Source organism: Campylobacter sp. RM16192, from assembly GCF_004803855.2.
Classification (GTDB): domain Bacteria; phylum Campylobacterota; class Campylobacteria; order Campylobacterales; family Campylobacteraceae; genus Campylobacter_A.
This window is the reverse complement of sequence record NZ_CP012552.1, coordinates 1,101,765-1,123,877: the sequence shown is the minus strand read 5'-3', so window position 1 is coordinate 1,123,877 and position 22,113 is coordinate 1,101,765. Positions and strand designations below refer to the sequence as shown.

Here is a 22,113-nt window from a genome sequence, read left to right as displayed (position 1 = left end):
TTATAATCGCTATCATGATTATAATGAAATAAGCTGATTTGCGAATAAAATTACAATTTTTATATAAAATTTTTAAAAATTTTAAGAAAATTTGATAAGCGAATATAAAGGTTTTTTTGGCATAATTCCGCAAAAAAACTTTCAAAGGTAGGATAATGACATACGACGAGCTTGAGTTAGACGCCGTTTTACTTGAAGTTCTGGAGAATAGAGGTAGCTTTGAGTCTATGGATGACGAAGAGCTTTTTGAGCTTATTGAAGAGGTTGCAAAGTATACAGATGGAGATTATGAAGAGGCTTTTGAGTATATGACACAATTTTCTCCAATTAATAAAAAAAGATTTGTATCACTTTATATGGTTTAGCTTAAAGCTAAACCATAATTTTTAATTATTCAAAATATTTATTTAATATCTCTTTTAGTTTTTGAGTATATCTGCTGTCTTTAGGTGAATTGTGATAAATATCAGCGATATCGTATATTCTCTCATAGTAGTCATTTGTGTCTTGATTATTTACTACCATCATAGATGTGTTTATACTAACCCCTAAAAATACTCCCTTTGCCTTTCCTCTTTCTAATACCCATGCGGAAATTTCAGGAAGATCTGTTGAGACCCCTGTTTTTTGTCCTATCCCAAATAATGCTACATCGGCGCTAATGTCTATTGAGCCTTTACCATCAATTAAGCCAGCCCAAGATCTGCTTGATTTAAAAAGTAAAATAAGATCAACTGATTTATATCCTGCCTGTGCTCCGAGTCCAGCGCCTTTATAATCTATAAAAATAGGCGAACTCCATTCATTATCATCATTTTTGGCTACAAAAACTCCTTTACCTTCATGTCCAGATATTACAAATCCGCTTTTTACTACGCTTGGAATTATTGCTATACCTGTAATGTCTTTGAATTTCTTATTTTTGCTTACTCCAAAGTCGTTAAGTATATTTAATGATGTTTTTACCTTTTGACTTTGTGTGAAGTCAGCAAATGCAAAAGTAGAGAGCGTTAAGATGCAAAGCACAAGTTTAAATATTTTATTCATAAGCTTTTCCTTTTTTAATAATTTTTTGTTTCCTATTATATTATTTTTTTACTAAATTTAAAAAATATTTTTGAATTTTTAATATAAATATTTTTATGAAAAGTATATTTTTAATAATTTTTATATCATTTAATATTATGGCTCAGGATATAATAAACGGAGATATACAGATAGCTAAGATTGAATCGAAATTTGCCGGTACATTAACGGTGGATAGCAAGAAAAGAGAGTGGCTTAGCAATCCATCAGATGAAAATATAAAATTTACTATAGTTACTGCAGGGTATTATAAAAAGGGTGAAATAATCTTAAGAAATGATTTTAATGGAGATATAGATGAGATTATTTTTAAAGTTATTAATGGTCAATACAAAAAAGAAAAGATAAGTGTCGAGAGCTCAAAGGTTACACCTCCTAAAGAATTATTAAAAAGAATAGAGGAAGAGAGAAATGAAGCTAATAAAATTTATTCAACCAAAACCCATGGTTTAAAATTTAATACAACTTTTATGCTTCCTATGGATTCTGTTATAACAAGCGAATTTGGCACCGCAAGGGTTTTTAATGAGCTGGTTAAAAGCTATCACTCAGGAACCGATTTTCGCGCGGCTATTGGCACTCCTGTAGTGTCCAGCAATGACGGTATAGTCGTAATCGCAAAAGATAGATACTACGCTGGAGGCTCGGTTGTGATAGATCACGGAGAGGGAATTTATACTCAGTATTATCATCTAGATAAGATCGGCGTTAAGCTGGATCAAAAGGTAACAAAGGGCGAGGTTATCGGACTAAGCGGAGCTACCGGCAGAGTTAGCGGCCCTCATCTTCATTTTGGCGTTATCGTAAACTCAGTGCAGGTAAATCCGATAAATTTCATCAAAAAGATAAACGCTCTTTTTTAGTTTGACGACTTAACTTTTTCTTCACAACTTCTTTTTAAAATCTTTTCATAACTTCTAAGGAGAAAATATGAAAAGATTAAAAATCATGAGTATATTAGTTGCTTTTAAAGCCTATTTATCGGCGAAATTTGACAAGGCTCAGTCGTGCGGATTTGCCAAAATGATAAAAAACGCCGATGCTAAGACTTTGGGCGAAATTTCATTTGAGATAGATAAAAGAGCTGCCAAGCTAAGAGTTGAGGCCGAGGCTTCAAAGCAAGACTTTAAGTCCGAGTTTGATAAGAAAATAGCCTCTATAAGCCAAGACGAGCAAGTGAAATTTAAAGAAAAATTTATCGCCAGCTACAATGAAAAAGTCTTAAATTTAAGCGTTAAAGAGGCAAACGAACTGGCACTTAAGCCTATAGAAATTTAATCTAAACAATACAGAATTTGACCGAAACTACTCGGTCAAATTTGACTTTCTTATAATCTCAAATTTACATACTAAATTTAACTAAAAAGATAAATTTAAATTCACACTATAGATTATTTTATAAATTTTGCTTAACTTTTCCTTCACAACTTTTCTTTATACTTCACTTACATTTCAACACAAGGAGAGAAGATGAAAAAGTTAGGTTTAATCGCGATATTAATCGCAGGAAGTTTGTTTGCAGGCTCGATTAGCGATAGCTCAAACGAGCAGTTAAACAGTATGGTTGCGGGTGCGGACGCAAAGACGCTAAGTGAAATTTCGTTTGAAATTCATAAGCGCGCAGGCAAGCTTGATTCGCAGATAGAGGATATAAGAGGCGACTTTAGAGAGCAGATGAGACAGAAGATGTCTGCGATGAGTCCTGATGAGAGAGTAAAATTTATGCAAGAGTATAGAGCAATGATGAGGGATAAAATAGACGCTTTAAGCGTAAAAGAGGCTCGTGAAATGGGATTTTACGCCTATGGCGGAAGTCAAGGTAGCGGTCACGGCCGGCACTATAAATCAGGCAAAGGACACAAGATGAAAGCTTATCAAAACTGCAATCAAAATTTTAATTGCGGTATGAATCAAGTACAAGGAATGGGTATGAATAAAAACGGCGCGCAGGGATATGGTGCAGGCTTTGGCTGTATGTGGCAGTAAATTTATGGCTCTTGCGTCCTTTGGCTCAAGTGCTTAAAGCTAAAATTTATGCTTTATTAAAACCAAAAATAGTAATATCTCTAAATTTAGCTTAAGGAGTAATGGTGGCTAAAATTTTAGTAGTTGAAGATGAGGCGATGCTGCTTGATATGATGTGTTCGTATCTTAGAAGCGAAAATTTTGAGGTAGAGGGTGTCAAAAGCTACAATGAGGCTTTGGATCTAGCCTATGAAAATAGCTTTGACCTATGGATATTTGACGTTAAAATCATCGGCGGCAACGGCTTTGAGCTACTAAAAGAGCTAAGAGAGGCTAGAAGGCTTACTCCTTGTATATTTACCACATCTTTAAACACCATAAACGATCTTCAAAAGGGCTTTTTGAGCGGTTGTGACGACTATATCAAAAAGCCTTTTGAGCTTAAAGAGCTGCTTTTGCGCGTAAATAATATCCTTAAAAGAACATTTGTGCATAACGTAAGTGAATTTGAAATGCTTGATGAAAATTTCAGCTTTGATATGAAGCAAGGAGTGCTCTATAAGGGCGAAGAGATAGTAACCATGCCTAAAAAACAAGCCAAACTTTTAACTCTGCTGCTTAAAAACAAAGATAGATTCATAAGCAGAGATGAAATTTATGAGCAAATTTGGGACTATGACGAGAGTCCAAGCGAGCTTAGTTTGCGCGTTTATATAACCGAACTGCGCAAAATTCTTGGCAAAGAGCGTATAGTAAGCGCATCAAAGCTAGGATATAGATATGTTTAAAAAACGCCACGTTTTGCCAATATTTTTGCTCTATTTTCTAACCAGCGTTGCGTTTTTAGTATTTTTCGGCAAAGTTTTTTATGATAGAGAAAAACACTTCATAATGGACAAGGACGCATTTGATTTTAGGGATTTTAAGCGCGAACTTCAGATAAAACTTCACAACAACGGCGAGCTTGATGATGATGACTTTGACGATATGAAAGCTTATGTCGTAAATTTAAAAACGGGCGAAGTGATAGAAGATGACTTTAAGCCAAAGCAGGGAATGGGGCGTAACTACATGGACGGCGAAGAAAATGTTGTGCAGTTTAGAGTCCATGATAAAAAGGGTCAAAACGAGTATCTAGTAGCCATTAAGCGTGCTGATGTTAAGGTTAAACTCTTGGCACTCAAGGCTCAAATTTTGCTCGTTTCGCTTGGAGTTTTGGCTGCGATCTTGCTAATAGCTTATCTTATCATCAGGCTATCTCTGCGTCCACTATACGCAAAGATAGAGTTTTTAGACGGATTTATCCGCGATACGACTCACGAGATAAACACTCCTTTAAGCGTGATTTTGATGAGTATAGAGCTATTTAAAACCGATCCTGAAAAATATCTTGGCAATATCAAAACCGCCGCGCATACGATATCAAATTTATACGAAGATCTTACGATCTTAAGATTAAATAAAAAATACGAAGAGAATGAAGAGGTAAATTTAGCTCATATAGTAAGCGAGAGGCTTGAGTTTTTCTCACTAAATTTAAAGCAAAAAGGCATAAATTTAACCGCCGATATCAAGGATGTCACGCTTGTAACTTCAAAATTTAAGGTGCGAAAGATAGTTGATAACCTCTTAAGCAACGCCGTGAAATACTCAAACGAAGGCGGAGATGTAAGCGTGAAGCTTGATAAAAAAGCTCTTGTTATCACAAATAGCGGACAGGGCATAGCAAAGGAAAATTTGCCCCACATCTTTGATCTTTATACCCGCTTTGACGAGACGAGCGGTGGCTTTGGCATAGGGCTTAATATCGTTAAGAAATTTTGCGACGAGCTCAAATTTAAAGTAAGCTGCAAGAGTAGTGGCGGCATGACCGAGTTTAAAGTTGCTTTTTGAAATTTGGCTTGGCAAACATGAAATTTTCAAATTTCAACCGAATTTATAGCTTAAGCATGTAAAATACTCTTTAAATTTTAACCTTAGAGCTTTTATGGACGATTTACAAATTTTTTTAATACCTGAATATATCGGTATCGCATCTGCGGCGGTTAGCGGGTTTTTGTTTGCGGTTAAGAGAAATTGCGACTGGCTTGGCATATTTGTCTCGGCGCTACTGACGGCGCTTGGCGGAGGATTTATGAGAGATACCATAGTATCCAGACCGCTATACTCGTTTACCCACTACATGCCTTGCATTATAGTTATATCTATGCTTGTTCTCTCCGCTCTTTTTAGGATTCACAAGCGTAGCGATATAGAGAAGAAATTCCTTTTTGTAACGACAGACGCCGTGGATCTGGTAAGCTTTTCTATCGTCGGAGCGATAATCGCCTTGCAGTATGGATATAATATCTTTGGAGTTGTTATGCTTGCGCTTTGCAACGGTGTCGGCGGCGGAATTTTGCGTGATGTTTTATTTAACGAAGTTCCTTGGTTTTTAAAAACGGGTCTTTACGCGACCGTTAGTATCGTGGTTGGAGCTGTGTATTATGTCATGCATAACTTCGGGCTTAATAACATATGGTGGATAATGGGGCTTTTTGCCGTTGGAGTGGTTTTTAGACTTCTGGCGTATTATAGAGGTTGGCACCTGCCGACACTTGATTAAAAGGAGTAAAGATGTATCTTTTAAACACTTATGCAAGATTTGATTTTGGATTTGAAAGGGGCGAGGGCTCTGTGCTTTTTGACGCAAAGGGCAGAGATTATATCGATTTTGCCTCGGGTATCGGCGTAAATTCGCTCGGATACGCTCATAAAAGAATTGTAAAAACCATAAGCGAACAAGCGGGCAAGATACTTCACAGCTCAAACATATACCGCATAAAACCGCAAGAAAAGCTTGCAAAGCAGATTTCAAAAATGCTCGGCTTTAAAACCTTTAGCTTCTTTTGCAATTCCGGTGCAGAGGCAAACGAGTGCGCCATAAAGCTAGCCAGAAAGTATGGTGCGACAAATTTTAAAGAGAAGAAATTTGAGATCATAAGCCTTGCAAACTCCTTTCATGGCAGAACTCTTGCGACCTTAAAGCTAACCGGTCAAGATAAATTTCATCCCGAAATTTACGCTCCTTATATCGATGGCTTTAAATTTTACGGCAGTATCAGCGAGATAATTGAAAATATAAGCGAAAAAACCGTTGCCGTTATGATAGAGCTTGTTCAAGGCGAGGGCGGTATAAACGCACTTGATAAGAGCGAAGTAAAACGCCTCGCAAAGGTTTTAAAGGAGAAAGACTTGCTTCTTATAACCGATGAGGTGCAGTGCGGAGTATTTAGAACGGGCGAGTTTGTGACTTCTAAACTTTACGGCTTAAAGCCTGACATCATAACCTTTGCCAAAGGGCTTGGCGCTGGCGTGCCGATAGGTGTTTGCGTAAGCAAAAAAGAGATATTTGAACCAGGCGATCACGGCTCAACTTTTGGAGGCAATTTCTTAGCAACTGCTACTGCGCTAACTGCACTAGATGAGCTTAAGAAGCTTAAAAAAAGCGGCAAGATAGATAAGCAGATAGAAATTTTTAACGAAAATTTAGACGAGCTATGCGCTAAATTTCCAAAAGCTATAAAGCAAAAAGAGGGTCTTGGACTCATGCTAGGGTTAGTGCTTCATGAAGGCGTAAATTTAGCAGACATCATAAAGCTAGCCGCTAAAAACCGCGTTTTGGTGCTTAAATCAGGCACAAGTACGCTTAGATTTTTGCCGCCTTTAAATATGAAAAAAAGCGAGATAAAAGAGGGCTTTAAAAGACTTCAAAAGGCTCTTGGTGAGTATAAAATTTAGCTCGTATTTTAACGAGTGGCTAAATGAAAACTACTATAAATCCCCCGCTAGAGTAGGCAAAAGCGGGGATTTTTACACTTCCGTTAGCGTCGGACCTCTTTTTGGCGTCACGCTTGCTTATCATTTTTTAAATTTAGTTGGAAAAGGCGAATTCTCACCGCATGTAAATATCGTTGAGATAGGTGCAAACGACGGCGCCATGATGTGTGATTTTATAAGCGGAATCTTTACCTTCAGACCTGAAATTTTAAAAACGCTAAAATTTAATATCATCGAACCGCATGAAAATTTAAAAGAGATCCAAACTCAAAATTTCAAGCAAAAATTTGGTGATGAAGTATGCGTAAAACACTTTAATAGCCTTAAAGAGTGTGGGTTTAACGAGGCTTTTTTCATCTCAAACGAGCTTCTTGATTGCTTTGCTTGTGAAGTGGTGGATGGTGGTAAAATGCTTTATGTGAAAGATGATGAGCTCTTTTGGGATAGCATAAATAGCGACACTTTAGCAACTTGCAAAAAATTTGGCGTTAATAAAGGCGAAGTTATGCTTGGGCTCAAGGAGTTTGCGAATGACATTAAAAACTGTGCAAATAGGCTTAAATTCATCACTTTTGACTATGGAGATATGAGCAGGCGAGATGATATAACGCTTAGAGTTTACAAAGATCACAAGGTTTTTAGCCCTTTTGAGCTTGCAAATTTAAAAGAGTATTTCGGCATAAGCGATATAACTTATGATGTTAATTTCGCGCAGGTTGAAGAGGAGTTTGAAAGCTGCGGGCTTAAATTTAAAAGCTTTAAAAAGCATTCCGTAGCGATAGTGGAATTCGGCGGCGCAGAGGTGCTTGAATACGTGCTTAAAAACGGTGGCGAGAGCGCTTATAAAAGCTTCTTAAAACAGTTTAAGTTCCTAACTAGCCCTGAGTTTTTGGGCGAGAGATTTAAAATGATAGAGTTTGATAAGGAGATATGATGAAATTTGTAACATTTTTTGACGGCTGTGTAAAAAGTGGCATAGTAAGCCTTGATGGTTCTATCATCAGCTTTAGCGAAATGAGACTTGATTTTAGTGATTTAAATGATTTTATCTTACGAGCCGGCAAGCAAGACTATGAGCGTTTAAAAGAATTTAAGAATCATACGAGCAAGCTTAAATTTGGTGAGGCAAAGCTGCTTGCACCTATCGTAACTCCGCGTCAAGATATCATCTGCCTTGGCATAAACTACATGGAGCATGCCAAGGAGTCGGCCAAATTTAAAGGCGAGAAATTTGATGGCACGCGCGAATATCCGGTCTATTTTTCAAAGAGGGTGAATGAAATAGTCGGGCATAATGGCGAAATTTTAGCTCATGAAGATGTCACGCAAAAGCTTGATTATGAAGTAGAACTCGCGCTCATTATAAAAAAAGACGCTAAAAACGTAAGCGAGCAAGAAGCGGGCGAATATATCCTTGGATACACTATACTAAATGATTTTAGCGCGCGTGATTTGCAAATTCGTCATAAGCAGTTTTATTTCGGCAAGTCGCTTGACACTCACTGTGCGATGGGTCCTGTGGTGGTGACACCTGATGAGCTTGATAGTGCAAATTTGGATATCAAATGCTACGTAAACAATGAGCTCAGACAGAACTCAAATACTTCACAAATGATCTTTGATGAAAGGTATGTAATCGCCGAGCTAAGCCAAGCGATGACGTTAAAAGCAGGCACCATCATCTCTCTTGGCACGCCAAGTGGAGTTGGCATGGGGCTTGAGCCGCCTAAATTTCTAAAGAGCGGCGACGTGGTGCGTTGCGAGATAGAAAATATCGGAGTGCTTGAAAATATTATAAAGTAAACTTAAAAATTATATTTCAAGATCTATTGTTTATGGGTACTACTTCCAAATAAAAGTATATTAATATGGATTTGTGGTTTTATTTTAGTATAACCGCTGCGATCGCAAAACCACCGTCGTGGCTTATGCTTATGTCGGCTTCTGAGATTTTGAAGTTTTGTTTAAGTTTATCTGAAAGTTTTATCTTTGGTGCGTTTTTTTCGGTTTTGTAAATTTCTATATCAAAAAAAGAGCATTCGCTACTTATGCCACAACCTAGTGCCTTGCTAACAGCCTCTTTGGCAGCATAAAAACCAGCCATAGTGGCATCATTTTTGGCTATTTTGATTTCATCTTCACTTAAAAAGCGTTTTGCAAAAGCCTCGCCGTAACGCTTTTTAAGCTTTGAAATTCTAGAGATTACGACTATATCTATTCCTATCATTGAACAACAAAGTCGGTAAAATATATATTTTTGATATGTCCGTCAGCCAAGACCTCGTTAAGTCTATCCACTATCTCGTCTTTTAGGCGATCTTTGCCTTTTATTGTGCTAACCTCTTCAAAAGTTTTAGACGATAGAGTTCTAATGATAATATCACGAATTAAGGATTTTTTCTTATCTATTTCAGGAGTTAAGGCTTCATTGTTTAGCTCTAAATCAACCTTAGTTTTAAGAAATCTTGAGCCACTTTCACTTAATAAATTTACTATAAATTGATCCATAGGATATATAGGGCCCATATTTATATAGTCATTTGATCTTTTTGGACTATTGTTTCTTGAGGCTTGTTGAGGTTGCTGCATGGTTTGCATATCCTGTGCGTTTATTTGCTGATTATCGCTACCTCCTAAAACCAAAAATGCTATCAAACCACCGATAGCTAAAAGTAGCACTAAAACAATAATGATTATTATAAGTAAAAGGCTATTTCCTTTCTTGCCTTGCTTCTCTTCAACCTCTTGGGCCATTAAAACTCCTTTAAATTTTGGTTATAATTATACATTAATTTTAAGAAAAAAAGAAAGATGATACATAAAACTAATGCCGCCAGATTCCTAGATAGTAGAAAAATAGAGTATGAATTAATAGAATATGATGTCGATGAAAGTGATCTAAGTGCCGTAAATGTCGCCAGCAAATGCAATATTGATATCGAAAAAATTTATAAGACTATAGTGTGCGAATGTGAGCCAAAAGGATTTGTCGTAGCTTGCATTCAGGGGGATTTGAGCTTAAATTTAAAAGCTTTAGCAAAGCTTAGTGGTTATAAAAGATGTGAACTTTTAAATTTAAGAGATCTTGAAAAAGTAACAGGCTATATTAGAGGAGGCTGCTCTCCTATATCTATGAAAAAGAGTTTTGATACATTTTTTGATAACAGAGTTTTAAATCAGGATTTTATCTATATAAGTGCTGGCGTTAGAGGTAAGCAGATAAAAATAAATCCATTAAAATTGATAAATGCTATCAATGCTAAGACGGGAGATTTAATTTAGTCAATGTTAATTGTAGTGATGATAAAATTGGCAGATTTAATTTAAGGTTTAAAATTTATGCTGGAAGAAATTTTTAGAGAGTATGATATACGCGGAATTTACGAGAGAGATCTAAATGAAACAAGCGTAAAGGCTATAGGCTTAAATTTGGGTCGCGAGATGTTAAAGCGCGGAGCTAAAAACGTAAGTGTGGGATATGATGCGAGGCTTAGTGCAGAAGATATTTTTGGCTGGCTTGTTAGCGGGCTAAACGCTGCAGGCATAGATGTCTTTGATATTGGACTGCTTCCTACGCCGGTTGGATATTTTAGCGTTTTTAACGACAAATTTGACGCAAATATCATGATAACTGGCTCTCATAATCCAAAAGAATACAACGGATTTAAGATTACGATTTTTAAGGATAGCTATTTTGGTGCTGATCTTCAAAAGCTAAAAGATGAGGCTGTATCTACTATCAAGGCTAAAACGCAGATAAAAGATGATTTTAGAGCTATTAAATTTGATATCGCAAGCGAATATAAAAAATTTATTATATATCAGTTTGCGCATCTTAAAAATATGAAGCTAAAAATAGTAATGGACTGTGCAAACGGAGCCGTGGGAGCGGTGCTTCCTGAAATTTGCAAGAGCTTAAATTTAGACGCTGAAATTTTATATCCAAACCCTGACGGAAATTTTCCAAACCACCACCCTGATCCAAGCGAAGAGAAAAATTTAAAAGATATAAAAGAGGCTTTAAAAGGCGAATTTGAGATAGGATTTGGCTTTGACGGAGATGGCGATAGAATCGCAGTTCTTACCAAAAATCGCAACATAAAAGGCGATGAACTAGCCTACCTATACTCGCTTGTAATGAAAAATCCGCGAGTTTTAGGCGAAGTAAAATGTTCGCAAAATATGTATGACGAGATCGATAAAAACGGTGGCAAGAGCTTCATGGGTAAAACCGGTCATAGCAATATCAAAAAAGCCATGAAAGAGCTAAATATCGATATGGCGGCGGAAGTTAGCGGTCATATATTTTTTAAAGAGCGATATTTTGGCTTTGATGATGCCTTGTATGCTATGTTTAGGGTGCTTGAGCTTGTTCAAAAGGGCATAAATTTAGATGCTGAGCTTGAGAAACTTCCAAAAGTTTTTAGTACCGATGAGATCAAGGTAGAAACTAGTGAAAGTAAGAAATTTAAGATAATAGAAGCTTTAAAGCTTGAGCTTGCAAAAGGGGTAAAAGAGCTTCCGGAAGTAAAAGAAATCATCGATATAGATGGCGTTAGAGTAAGATTTGAAGATGGCTGGGCGCTTGTACGAGCTTCAAACACAACTCCTGTCATAGTAACCAGGTTTGAGGCTAAGAGTGAAGAGCTTGTAAAAAAGCTTCAAAGCATATTTATGAACTTGCTTGATAGTATCAAAAAAGGGATGTAGCTTATCCCTACATCCACTCTAAAACTTGCGTTATATCGCTTGTGATAAAGCATTTTAGTCCTTGGCTGTCAAGCGGCTTTGAGGGGATGATAGCGTTTTTAAATTTCTGTGTCTTGGCTTCTTTTAAGCGCTGATCGAGGTTAAAGACCTCTCTTATCTCGCCATTTAGGCTAAGCTCGCCTATAAATACACTCTCTTTGCTGATAGGACGATTTTTAAAGCTGCTTATGATAGCTGCCATTACGGCTAAATCGGCCGCCGTTTCACTTACTTTAACTCCGCCTGAAACGTTTATAAATACATCGTAATGCCCAAGCGGAATTTCTAGCTTTCGCTCAAGTAGCGCTAAAAGCATATCGAGGCGATTTTTTTCATAGCCTGTGCTACTTCGTTTAGGATAGCTGCTTTCGCATACCAAGGCTTGAATTTCAACGCTTAGTGCGCGCGAACCCTCCATTATGATAGTTATCGCCGAGCCGCTAACCGCTTTTCCTCGAGTAAAAAATTTGCTTGAGACATCATTTGCACTTACAAGTCCTTGAGTAGTCATCTCAAAAATTCCAACTTCGCTTGTTGAGCCGAAGCGATTTTTAAACCCTCTTAGTATTCTAAGCTCACGGCTTGCATCACCTTCGAAATAAAGCACTACATCAACCATGTGTTCAAGTATCCTAGGCCCTGCGATAGAGCCGTCTTTAGTAATGTGTCCGATGATAAAAATGCAGATATTTTCATTTTTGGCTAGGCGCATAAGCTCAAAAGTTATCTCGCGCACTTGCGATACTGAGCCGGGAGCTGAAGCGATCTTTTCAGAGTAAAGCGTCTGAATGGAGTCGATAACAAGCACTTTATAGTCGTTTTTTCTAACTTCAGTCATGATGTTTTCAAGTAAAATTTCAGTGAGCAAAAAAAGTCCGTCACGAACCGCGTTTAGCCTATCGGCTCTGATTTTGATCTGGCTTGCGCTCTCTTCGCCGCTTACGTAAAGGGTTTTTTTGTCTTGCGCGGATAAATTTGAGGCGATTTTTAGAAGCAAAGTTGATTTGCCGATGCCCGGGCTTCCGCCGATTAGCACTAGCGATCCTTCTACTATCCCTCCGCCAAGCACCAGATCAAGCTCTTTATCTTGTGTACTTATGCGTGAAATTTGCTCGATTTTTATATCTTTTATCTCTTTTGCGAGAGTTTGAGAGCTTGAGGCTTTTGAGATCTCGTTTAGAACTTTTATCTGAGTTTGATTAAGCTCCATAAAGCTATCCCAAGAGCCACACTCAGAGCATTTACCTACCCACTTACTCTGCTGATTTCCACATGCTTGACATTCAAAAATAGTTTTTGCTTTCGCCATTTTTATCCTTTTTGAAATTATACTTAAGATTTATAAAATTTACTATTGCTTGAAATAGCGTATAAATTTGATACAAATATCAATAAATTAACTATTTGAATTTCAAAATGAAACATAAATTAAAATTTTTTAAGAAATATTAATATAATAAATAATTTTTAAACTTAATAAAAATATAATTCATGATTAAAAGTTTTAATGGAGTGTCTTATGAAACCTGGTTTAAGTAAAAAAAAGTTTATGACTATATCTTTAACACTCTTTGCTATGTTTTTTGGAGCGGGAAATTTTATCTTTCCTCCAAATTTAGGCAAAGAGGCCGGAGATAATTTTTATATGGCTATTATGTTCTTTTGTGCTACAGCCGTATTGCTTCCAGTGCTTGGAGTAGCAGGCATAGCTAGAGCTAAGGGCTTGCAAAATTTAGTTAGGCGAATAGATCCTGTATTTGCCTTTGTATTTACTGCACTTTTATATCTTACGATAGGACCGCTTTTTGCGATACCAAGGGCTGCAAATATGCCGTTTGATATCGCTATCAAGCCTTTTGTGCCTGATGGCAGCTTACAAATTTGGTTGTTTGCATATTCGGCAGTATATTTTGCTTTAAATTACTATATCTGTCTTAATCCTTCGGCTCTTGTAAAGCTTCTTGGCAGATATCTTACTCCGCTTCTTTTATTGCTGATACTTTTGCTTTTTGGGGCGGGATTTTTATATCCGATAGGCGAATTTACCGCCCCTATGGGAGATTATGTAAATCACTCGGCATCAAAGGGATTTGTGGAGGGCTATCAGACTATGGATGCTCTTGCGTCCTTGGCTTTTGGAATTATAGTTATAAACGCCATTAAGGATGTAGGCGTAAAAAACGAGAGGCATCTAGTTGTATCTACGATAAAAGCCGGTATGATGGCGGGAATAATATTGATGGTGATATATTTGATGCTTGGTTACTTGGGTGCTACATCAGGAGAGCTTTTTAAGGATACTCCGGATATCAATGGAGCCGCTTTGCTCTCTAAAATAAGTGATCACTATTTCGGTAAAATCGGTGTCGTAATATTAGGAAGCGCATTTTTGCTAGCTTGTCTTACAACTACTTTAGGGCTTATAACTTCTGCTAGCGAGTATTTTGAGGAGCTAAGTAAAGGCAAGGTAAAATATAAAACTTGGGTAATTTTATGGTGTTTAATCGGTTTTGCGGTGGCAAATTTCGGGCTTACTACCATTATAAAAGGTAGCATTCCGGTTCTTGTGGCCATATATCCTGTATCGATAATTTTAATAATTTTATCTCTAATAAATCCGATAATAGACTCAAGCAAGATAGTTTATAGATCCTGCGTATATACTTGTATAATTATCGGAGTAGTAAACGGACTTGATATTATAAATATATCTATACCTTTTTTGACTCCTTTTGTTAAGACTATGCCGTTTTATGACTCTATGCTTGGTTGGATAGTGCCTAGCTTGGTAGTATTTGCACTTAGTTACGTGTCATATCTAATGTTTCATAAGAGAGAGGGAAGCTATTAAAAGTAAATTCGGCGATATTTTCGCCGAATTTTAACTATAAATTTCATCTACCAAAGTATCTACAAATTCCTTAGGTTCAAATTTTATCAGATCATCCATTTTTTCGCCTACGCCTATAAATAAAATAGGAAGCTCTAAGTCTCTTGCCACACCAAATAAAGCACCTCCTTTTGGAGTGCCATCAAGCTTGGTTATTATAACCCCGTCAAGCTTAACTATATCGTTAAATGCTTTTGCTTGGGCTAAACCGGCATTACCTTGTGTTCCATCCAAGATCAAAATTTTGCGGTGTGGTGCATTTTCATAGGCTTTTTGGCTTATTCTTACGATCTTGCTAAGCTCATTTGCTAAATTTGTTTGATTCTGCAAGCGACCGGCAGTATCTAGGATGACATTATCTATGTTTTTAGCTATCGCTGAGCTTATTGTATCAAAAGCTACCGCCGATGGATCATGTCCTTGCTGTGTGGCGACTATAGGTACATTTAGGCGAATCGACCACTGTCTAAGCTGCTCTATAGCGCCGGCTCTAAATGTATCACAAGCGCCTATAATAACGCTTTTATTTGAATTTTTATATAAATTTGCAAGCTTTGCTATCGTGGTTGTCTTTCCTGCTCCGTTTACGCCAAGAATAATTTCTACGAATGGCTTATCTTGTTTGACTTGAGCCAGATTTTCATATATAAAATATGTGTTTAAAATTCTTTTTAAATCATCTTTTTTTACTTCGTCTTGAGGTGGCAGATAGTATAAAATTTCCTCTACTATTTCATAATCCACATCCGCTTCTAATAAAATTTCTTCAAGTGCGTTTTTTGATATTTTTTTATCTGCGGGCTTAGATGATCTTATGGCTTCTAATGTCTTATCAAGACCTCTTTTTAAAAATCCAAACATCAGTTTATTACCTTTAATATATCATTTTCTAGCATCTCTTCCGGAACCAAGCCAACATAGTGAGTCGCGTATGCGCCATCGGCCCTATATAAAACCATATAAGGTATGCCGATAACTCCGCCAAGAGATTTTGCAAAGTTAAAATTATTTTCGCCGTATGTTACGTCAAATTTAATCTTGTATCTATTGATAAAAGCTTCTATCTCTTCTTTTGTCTTATCCTCCATAAGGACGCTTATGATTTTTAGCTTGCCTCTAAATTTATCCTGAAGGTTATTTAGATGAGGGATTTCCGCCTTGCAAGGAGGACACCAAGTAGTAAAAAAGTTAAACAAGATGGCTTGATTGTTATTTTCGACTTTTAAACCTTTTTCAAATTTTTGAAGCTGTAATTTTTGCTCGTTTGTAAGCGTAAGCTCTATATGGTCATTATTGATAGTATCTTTTTGTGCTTCTGCTTGCTTAACTTCTTTGGCTTTTGTATCGTTTTTATTGCTTTCTGTTGTATTGGTAACTATGGTTATGTTATTTTCAGTTTTAGCAGAGGTAGATGATGGTGTGCTTTTTTTCTCACCGTTTTCGCATCCGCTTATAAAAAATAGTAAAAGTGCTATAATTGAGAGTTTAAATTTCATATAATTCCTATCTTAAAGTCTTAGATTTGGGTTGAATTATATCTTAAGTATATAAAATGAGTGTTAAATTTTGAAAAAAGAAAATTTTAGAAAACATATTAAAAATAGGCTTAAAACCGAGATAAAATTTAGGGCCAGATGCTCGCATTACGGTATGTTTAAGCCGCTTTTAAAACTTCTTGAAAAATTTAATGCAAAAAGAGTATTAATCTTTAGTCCGCTTCCTAGCGAACCAAATTTGAATATTTTAAAGCGTACTTTAGTTAAGAAATGTGAAATTTTTATTCCATTTATGTCAAATCTCAACTTAAAAATGGTAAAATCAAAATTTCCGTTAGTGTGTTCTAAATTTGGCATAAAAGAGCCGCTTGGCGCTAAATTTTTCCAAAAACGGATAGACGTAGCTATTATTCCTGTTATTGGGGTTGATGGAAATATGGCTAGAATAGGGCATGGTAAAGGTTTTTATGATAGATTTTTTGGAGATTTGCCTTACCGACCTATTGTGATATTTGTTCAGATTAAAGATACTTTTATACATGAAATTATCACCGAAGATCACGATGTGCAGTGTGATTTTTATATTACCCCAAGAAAAATTTATATAAAAAGAGGAATCTATGATAGAGATTTTAGTAGGATTGGGGGCTGGTGCGGTAGGCGCTGGAGCAGGGTATCTTGTAGCAAAAAAGATAAACGACGCTAATTACAATATATTTTTAGAGCAGGCAAAAGCAAAAGCAAAAGCGATAGAATACGAGGCTGAGCTTACGCTTAAAAATTCTAAAATTTCAGTCCAAGAGGCTGAATTTGAAGCTAAAAAGAAGTATGACGATAAGACAGTCAAACTTCAAAAAGATTATGTCCAAAAATTTGATGAACTTACCAAAAGAGAGCAGGCTCTTTTAAACGAGCAAGAAATTTTAAAAGAGAGTAAAGACGAGCTTGATAAATCTAAATTGGATGCTAAAAATTTATACGAAGAGGGCTTAAGTCTAAAGAATAACTACCAAGTAAAGCTTCAAGAGGCGCTAAATATACTAGAGCATGCAGCCGGACTTACTGAGGCTGAGGCTAGAGAAGAGGTGCTAAAAAAGGTCGAGGAAAAGAGTCGTGCCGATATAGCTCATATAGTTAGAAAGCACGAAGAAGAGGCTAAAAGAGAGGCTAAAAAGAGAGTAAATTATATCCTTGCGCAGGCTACATCGAGATTTGCCGGAGAATTTGCAGCTGAGCGTTTAATAAATGTAGTAAATATTAAAAATGATGAGTTAAAGGGCAGAATCATCGGCAAAGAAGGGCGAAATATAAAAACTCTTGAGATGGTTTTGGGTGTAGATATCATTATAGATGATACTCCTCATGCGATAATTTTAAGTAGTTTTAATTTGTATCGCCGTGCGATTGCTACTAGAGTTATAGAGCTTTTGGTTGAAGATGGTAGAATTCAGCCGGCAAGAATAGAGGATATTCATAAAAAAGTTACCGAAGAATTTGAGGCTAGCATCTTAGAAGAGGGTGAAAATATCGTAATTGATCTAGGACTTAGCAAGATGAATCCTGAAATTGTTAAACTTATAGGAAAGCTTAAATTTAGAGCAAGCTACGGACAAAACGCTCTGGCGCATAGTCTTGAGGTAGCTCACCTTGCTGGAATTATCGCCGCTGAAACAGGCGGAGATGAGAAGCTTGCAAAAAGAGCTGGAATACTTCACGATATCGGCAAGGCACTTACGCATGAATACGAGGGAAGCCACGTAGATCTTGGCGCTGAAATTTGCAAACGCTATAAAGAGCATCCTGTTGTAATAAACGCAATATATGCTCACCATGGGCACGAAGAGGCTACAAGTGTAGAGAGTGCTGCTGTATGCGCGGCTGATACTCTATCGGCAGCTCGTCCAGGCGCTAGACGCGAAGTGCTTGAGAGCTTTTTAAAACGTGTTGAGGAGATAGAGGAGATAGCAAAGAGTAAAAACGGTATAAAACAAGCTTATGCTATAAATGCCGGTCGTGAGATACGCGTAATAGCAAACGCTAAGCTAATAAACGATGATGAAGCAGTGCTTGTGGCTAAAGAGATAGCCCAAGAGATCGAGGAGAAAGTGCAATATCCAGGAGAGGTAAAGGTAAATGTTATTAGAGAGGTTCGTGCTGTAGATTTCGCGAAGTAGGTGGTATGATGAAAAAAATTTTAATGTTGATTTTTGGAATTTCATTGTTGTTTTCTAATGATGAGCTTGTGCTTGACGCTTCTAATTCATTTACTCTAACAATGCGTAAAAATAGCGGAGCACCTATTAATGCACTAATGCAAAATGCAAAAGCCGTGGTTATCTTCCCTAAAGTTACTAAAGTCGGATTGATTTTGGGGGGCATGCATGGCAATGGTATTATGGTTGTGGGAAGCCCATATAGTCCTAGTGAAATTTGGCCTGTTAGTATAAGCGGTGGAAGCGTAGGTCTTCAAATAGGCTATGAAAACAGCTCTCTTGTGATTTTTATATTAAAAGAGAGTATAGTTTCTGATATTAAAGATGCCAAGATAACTTTAAAAGCCGATGCTTCATTTGCATTTGGGGAGATAGGTCAAAACTACGGTAAAATTAGTGATTTTAAATTTTCAAGCAGCATATACGCCTATGCTAGTAATGATGGATTTTTTGCAGGAGCTAGCTTTGGCGGTGCCGTGATATCAAAAAGCGATACAAATGAACTTAATAAAAATTCATACGGCTACTCTTCACTACTAAATTCTTTCTCTAAATTCTAAGGATAAAATTTGCAAGAAATGTTTACATCGCTATCCACATATGGATATGCAATTTTATTTTTATACTCTCTTGGTGGAGGAATGGTGGCTATAATAGCGGCAGGAATTTTAAGCTATGCCGGCAAGATGGATTTAGCCACAAGTATTGTTGTCGCATCTATAGCAAATGCCTTGGGCGATACAATGCTCATATATTTAAGCAGATATAACAAGCATATGATAATGCCTTATCTTAAAAATCATAAGCGAAAGATGGCGTTTTCGCACATACTTATGAAAAAATATGGAGACAGGATAATTTTTATTCAGAAATTTATATACGGTGTGAAAACCTTAGTTCCTATTGCTATAGGACTTACAAAATACTCATTTGTTAAATTTAGCATTTTAAATGTAATAAGTTCTATTGTATGGGCTGTTATTCTTGGTGTAGGAAGCTTTTATATGGGAGAAATTTTTACAAATGCCATTTCTTACTTTAGCTCTCATGGATGGATCATGCCTATAGTAATGTTTGCTCTATTTGCTTCTATTTGGATATATCTACAAAAAGTTACAAAAAAAAGAGATAGTAAACAAAAATAGTATTTTGATTAAAAATTTATACGCTTAGACTAATTTTTAGCTTAGTTTAAGCGTCATTTCTATATACTTCAATTTCCGCTTCACAGAAAGCAAGTTTTTTAATTTACTATTGTTAAACTAATTAGTCAATCTTTGAAATCTAAACAAGTGATCGATTGAGCCATCTACTTTAATAGGCTTTCTTTGGAAAGTAATTAATGTAGAAAAACTAAAAAACAATCATCTTTTAAATTAGCTTGCTAATTTAAAAGATAATAGATTATAAAATTAAAAGTTTTTTGATTAAAAACTTCATATAAATTATATGGAGAGTTTGATCCTGGCTCAGAGTGAACGCTGGCGGCGTGCCTAATACATGCAAGTCGAACGGAGATATGAGGGCTTGCTCTTATATCTTAGTGGCGCACGGGTGAGTAATGTATAGCTAATCTGCCCTACACTAGAGGACAACAGTTGGAAACGACTGCTAATACTCTATACTCCTTCTTTACATAAGTTAAGTCGGGAAAGTTTTTCGGTGTAGGATGAGGCTATATCGTATCAGCTAGTTGGTGAGGTAATGGCTCACCAAGGCTATGACGCGTAACTGGTCTGAGAGGATGATCAGTCACACTGGAACTGAGACACGGTCCAGACTCCTACGGGAGGCAGCAGTAGGGAATATTGCTCAATGGGGGAAACCCTGAAGCAGCAACGCCGCGTGGAGGATGACACTTTTCGGAGCGTAAACTCCTTTTCTTGGGAAAGAATTATGACGGTACCCAAGGAATAAGCACCGGCTAACTCCGTGCCAGCAGCCGCGGTAATACGGAGGGTGCAAGCGTTACTCGGAATCACTGGGCGTAAAGGACGCGTAGGCGGATTATCAAGTCTTGAGTGAAATCTAACGGCTTAACCGTTAAACTGCTTGAGAAACTGATAATCTAGAGTAAGGGAGAGGCAGATGGAATTCTTGGTGTAGGGGTAAAATCCGTAGAGATCAAGAAGAATACCCATTGCGAAGGCGATCTGCTGGAACTTAACTGACGCTAATGTGTGAAAGCGTGGGGAGCAAACAGGATTAGATACCCTGGTAGTCCACGCCCTAAACGATGTATACTAGTTGTTGCCAAGCTAGTCTTGGCAGTAATGCACCTAACGGATTAAGTATACCGCCTGGGGAGTACGGTCGCAAGATTAAAACTCAAAGGAATAGACGGGGACCCGCACAAGCGGTGGAGCATGTGGTTTAATTCGAAGATACGCGAAGAACCTTACCCGGACTTGATATCTAACAAATCATCTAGAGATAGAAGAGTGTCTGCTTGCAGAAATGTTAAGACAGGTGCTGCACGGCTGTCGTCAGCTCGTGTCGTGAGATGTTGGGTTAAGTCCCGCAACGAGCGCAACCCACGTATTTAGTTGCTAACGGTTAGGCCGAGCACTCTAAATAGACTGCCTTCGTAAGGAGGAGGAAGGTGTGGACGACGTCAAGTCATCATGGCCCTTATGTCCGGGGCGACACACGTGCTACAATGGCATATACAATGAGACGCAATATCGCGAGATGGAGCAAATCTATAAAATATGTCCCAGTTCGGATTGGAGTCTGCAACTCGACTCCATGAAGCCGGAATCGCTAGTAATCGTAGATCAGCCATGCTACGGTGAATACGTTCCCGGGTCTTGTACTCACCGCCCGTCACACCATGGGAGTTGATTTCACTCGAAGTCGGAATGCTAAACTAGCTACCGCCCACAGTGGAATCAGCGACTGGGGTGAAGTCGTAACAAGGTAACCGTAGGAGAACCTGCGGTTGGATCACCTCCTTTCTAGAGTACAATGAATATTCTCTCACAAGATATTCATCAAAGGAAAATTTAGATTAGCCTTATTAAACTAATCTACTCAATCATCCTTGTTTAGTTTTGAAAGATTGACAGCTAATAAATTTGTCTAATTCCTTAATTGCCTAGACAAAAACCTAAATTTGCGATTTGTGATAAATGAAGTTTAGAATAAATCCTTAATAGCTTTAGGTGGGTGCAGGGAGTGAAACTCCTGCTCGTAAATACTAGCTTTGCTAGTATGCGAAGTAAGGATGTTAAGGGGAATTAGCTCAGCTGGGAGAGCGCCTGCTTTGCACGCAGGAGGTCAGCGGTTCGATCCCGCTATTCTCCACCAAATTTAAGTGCGAAGCTATTTTTATTCTAGACAAGGAAAAGTGACCGAGTAACAAGGAGCGTAGATACACTACGTGACGAAGTTATGACCAAGCTTTGACGCAGTATAGAATGCAAAAGAGCAAGCAAGAGGGCCTATAGCTCAGCTGGTTAGAGTGCACCCCTGATAAGGGTGAGGTCACAAGTTCAAGTCTTGTTAGGCCCACCATTAATTAGCAAATAAATAAAAGTTAGTTTAACTAAACAGATATCAAGGTTTAAATCAAGTGTTCTAAAAAGAATGTTTGCTTTAGACTTTGAAAAATAGAATTATCTTCTAAATACGGCAACGCCTAAAGCGTTGGTGTGCTTTAGGTGGGTCAAGGGAGCAAAGCTCCTTGTCGCAAGTCTGACTTTGTCAGACTGAGAAGTCTAAATGTTCTTTTATTTATCATTGTTAAGAGTCACAAGCAAGTTTTTAAATAAAACAATTTTACAGGACTTGTTAAAGATTTAAATATCTTATCTCTTGAATATAATCAGTATTCAGAAGTTTAACGTCACAAGATATATGGAGTTTAAAACTTATCTATATATCAGTTAATGCT

The 22,113-nt window shown here is 37.3% G+C and carries 23 protein-coding genes, 2 tRNA genes and 1 rRNA gene; 20 read left to right on the top strand and 6 right to left on the bottom strand.

Annotation, left to right across the window (positions count from 1 at the left end):
• Window positions 1-155 precede the first annotated feature (155 nt).
• A complete protein-coding gene (locus CDOMC_RS05805; RefSeq protein ID WP_169943090.1) occupies window positions 156-365 on the top strand; it encodes a hypothetical protein in 210 nt (69 codons plus the stop codon).
• A 25-nt stretch (window positions 366-390) separates the two neighbouring features.
• Here the strand turns inward: CDOMC_RS05805 and CDOMC_RS05800 are convergent, their stop codons facing one another.
• On the bottom strand, window positions 391-1,047 hold the full coding sequence (locus CDOMC_RS05800; RefSeq protein ID WP_172128714.1) for a lipid-binding SYLF domain-containing protein: 657 nt from the start codon (window positions 1,045-1,047) through the stop codon (window positions 391-393).
• Between the two features lie 95 nt (window positions 1,048-1,142).
• Between CDOMC_RS05800 and CDOMC_RS05795 the strand changes: the two genes are divergently transcribed.
• The 9 genes from CDOMC_RS05795 to CDOMC_RS05755 all read left to right on the top strand — a co-directional run bounded on the left by CDOMC_RS05795 (window position 1,143) and on the right by CDOMC_RS05755 (window position 8,673).
• Window positions 1,143-1,949 (top strand): M23 family metallopeptidase, encoded by an 807-nt coding sequence (locus CDOMC_RS05795; protein WP_172128712.1) that lies wholly within the window; start codon window positions 1,143-1,145, stop codon window positions 1,947-1,949.
• A gap of 67 nt (window positions 1,950-2,016) precedes the next feature.
• A complete protein-coding gene (locus CDOMC_RS05790) occupies window positions 2,017-2,364 on the top strand; it encodes a DUF1104 domain-containing protein (protein ID WP_172128710.1) in 348 nt (115 codons plus the stop codon).
• A 192-nt stretch (window positions 2,365-2,556) separates the two neighbouring features.
• On the top strand, window positions 2,557-3,072 hold the full coding sequence (locus CDOMC_RS05785; RefSeq protein ID WP_172128708.1) for a DUF1104 domain-containing protein: 516 nt from the start codon (window positions 2,557-2,559) through the stop codon (window positions 3,070-3,072).
• A 104-nt stretch (window positions 3,073-3,176) separates the two neighbouring features.
• Window positions 3,177-3,839, top strand: coding sequence for a response regulator transcription factor (locus tag CDOMC_RS05780; protein WP_172128706.1), 663 nt, complete (start codon window positions 3,177-3,179; stop codon window positions 3,837-3,839).
• Window positions 3,832-4,944: a sensor histidine kinase gene (locus CDOMC_RS05775; RefSeq protein ID WP_172128704.1), complete on the top strand. Its 1,113-nt coding sequence runs from the start codon at window positions 3,832-3,834 to the stop codon at window positions 4,942-4,944. The genes CDOMC_RS05780 and CDOMC_RS05775 overlap by 8 nt, the downstream gene beginning before the upstream one ends.
• Window positions 4,945-5,038: 94 nt before the next feature.
• The gene (locus tag CDOMC_RS05770) at window positions 5,039-5,656 is read left to right on the top strand and encodes a trimeric intracellular cation channel family protein (RefSeq protein WP_172128702.1); all 618 of its coding nucleotides are present in this window, start codon (window positions 5,039-5,041) and stop codon (window positions 5,654-5,656) included.
• An 11-nt stretch (window positions 5,657-5,667) separates the two neighbouring features.
• On the top strand, window positions 5,668-6,831 hold the full coding sequence (locus CDOMC_RS05765) for an acetylornithine transaminase (protein WP_172128700.1): 1,164 nt from the start codon (window positions 5,668-5,670) through the stop codon (window positions 6,829-6,831).
• Window positions 6,815-7,804: an SAM-dependent methyltransferase gene (locus tag CDOMC_RS05760; RefSeq protein ID WP_236861283.1), complete on the top strand. Its 990-nt coding sequence runs from the start codon at window positions 6,815-6,817 to the stop codon at window positions 7,802-7,804. The genes CDOMC_RS05765 and CDOMC_RS05760 overlap by 17 nt, the downstream gene beginning before the upstream one ends.
• Window positions 7,804-8,673 carry a fumarylacetoacetate hydrolase family protein gene (locus CDOMC_RS05755; protein ID WP_172128698.1) on the top strand — a complete coding sequence of 290 codons (870 nt, stop codon included), beginning with the start codon at window positions 7,804-7,806 and terminating at the stop codon, window positions 8,671-8,673. Before CDOMC_RS05760 ends, CDOMC_RS05755 begins: the two co-directional genes overlap by 1 nt.
• Before the next feature lie 79 nt (window positions 8,674-8,752).
• Here CDOMC_RS05755 and acpS read toward each other — a convergent pair whose 3' ends face one another.
• Complete coding sequence (acpS, locus tag CDOMC_RS05750; RefSeq protein ID WP_172128696.1) at window positions 8,753-9,097, bottom strand: holo-ACP synthase; 345 nt, start codon at window positions 9,095-9,097, stop codon at window positions 8,753-8,755.
• Window positions 9,094-9,624 (bottom strand): flagellar basal body-associated protein FliL, encoded by a 531-nt coding sequence (gene fliL / locus CDOMC_RS05745; RefSeq protein WP_172128694.1) that lies wholly within the window; start codon window positions 9,622-9,624, stop codon window positions 9,094-9,096. Before fliL ends, acpS begins: the two co-directional genes overlap by 4 nt.
• A 57-nt stretch (window positions 9,625-9,681) precedes the next feature.
• Here fliL and ybaK point away from each other — a divergent pair, with 57 nt between their 5' ends.
• Entirely contained in the window at window positions 9,682-10,152 is a 471-nt protein-coding gene (gene ybaK, locus CDOMC_RS05740; protein ID WP_172128692.1) for a Cys-tRNA(Pro) deacylase, read from the top strand.
• A 57-nt stretch (window positions 10,153-10,209) separates the two neighbouring features.
• Window positions 10,210-11,580 (top strand): phosphomannomutase/phosphoglucomutase, encoded by a 1,371-nt coding sequence (locus CDOMC_RS05735; protein WP_172128690.1) that lies wholly within the window; start codon window positions 10,210-10,212, stop codon window positions 11,578-11,580.
• A 7-nt stretch (window positions 11,581-11,587) separates the two neighbouring features.
• On the opposite strand, the gene radA is transcribed toward CDOMC_RS05735, so the two are convergent.
• Complete coding sequence (radA, locus tag CDOMC_RS05730; protein ID WP_172128688.1) at window positions 11,588-12,928, bottom strand: DNA repair protein RadA; 1,341 nt, start codon at window positions 12,926-12,928, stop codon at window positions 11,588-11,590.
• Between the two features lie 210 nt (window positions 12,929-13,138).
• On the opposite strand from radA, the gene brnQ reads away from it, so the two are divergent.
• Window positions 13,139-14,470 (top strand): branched-chain amino acid transport system II carrier protein, encoded by a 1,332-nt coding sequence (brnQ, locus tag CDOMC_RS05725; protein ID WP_172128686.1) that lies wholly within the window; start codon window positions 13,139-13,141, stop codon window positions 14,468-14,470.
• Between the two features lie 30 nt (window positions 14,471-14,500).
• Here the strand turns inward: brnQ and ftsY are convergent, their stop codons facing one another.
• Together ftsY and CDOMC_RS05715 are read right to left on the bottom strand one after the other, a co-directional pair.
• Window positions 14,501-15,370 carry a signal recognition particle-docking protein FtsY gene (ftsY, locus tag CDOMC_RS05720; RefSeq protein ID WP_172128684.1) on the bottom strand — a complete coding sequence of 290 codons (870 nt, stop codon included), beginning with the start codon at window positions 15,368-15,370 and terminating at the stop codon, window positions 14,501-14,503.
• Window positions 15,370-16,005 (bottom strand): TlpA family protein disulfide reductase, encoded by a 636-nt coding sequence (locus CDOMC_RS05715; RefSeq protein WP_172128682.1) that lies wholly within the window; start codon window positions 16,003-16,005, stop codon window positions 15,370-15,372. Before CDOMC_RS05715 ends, ftsY begins: the two co-directional genes overlap by 1 nt.
• A gap of 70 nt (window positions 16,006-16,075) precedes the next feature.
• Between CDOMC_RS05715 and CDOMC_RS05710 the strand changes: the two genes are divergently transcribed.
• From CDOMC_RS05710 to CDOMC_RS05680, 7 genes are all read left to right on the top strand, one after another.
• Window positions 16,076-16,711 (top strand): 5-formyltetrahydrofolate cyclo-ligase, encoded by a 636-nt coding sequence (locus CDOMC_RS05710; RefSeq protein ID WP_236861282.1) that lies wholly within the window; start codon window positions 16,076-16,078, stop codon window positions 16,709-16,711.
• Window positions 16,626-18,179, top strand: a complete 1,554-nt coding sequence (rny, locus tag CDOMC_RS05705) for a ribonuclease Y (RefSeq protein WP_172128680.1) — start codon at window positions 16,626-16,628, stop codon at window positions 18,177-18,179. Before CDOMC_RS05710 ends, rny begins: the two co-directional genes overlap by 86 nt.
• An 8-nt stretch (window positions 18,180-18,187) precedes the next feature.
• Complete coding sequence (locus tag CDOMC_RS05700; protein ID WP_172128678.1) at window positions 18,188-18,778, top strand: lipid-binding SYLF domain-containing protein; 591 nt, start codon at window positions 18,188-18,190, stop codon at window positions 18,776-18,778.
• 9 nt (window positions 18,779-18,787) lie between these two features.
• Window positions 18,788-19,363, top strand: a complete 576-nt coding sequence (locus tag CDOMC_RS05695; protein WP_172128676.1) for a DedA family protein — start codon at window positions 18,788-18,790, stop codon at window positions 19,361-19,363.
• A gap of 301 nt (window positions 19,364-19,664) precedes the next feature.
• Window positions 19,665-21,175: ribosomal RNA gene (locus tag CDOMC_RS05690) — 16S ribosomal RNA — on the top strand.
• A gap of 276 nt (window positions 21,176-21,451) precedes the next feature.
• Window positions 21,452-21,527 (top strand) — tRNA-Ala (locus CDOMC_RS05685).
• Window positions 21,528-21,657: 130 nt separating this feature from the next.
• Window positions 21,658-21,734 (top strand) — tRNA-Ile (locus CDOMC_RS05680).
• The last annotated feature ends 379 nt before the right edge of the window (window positions 21,735-22,113 follow it).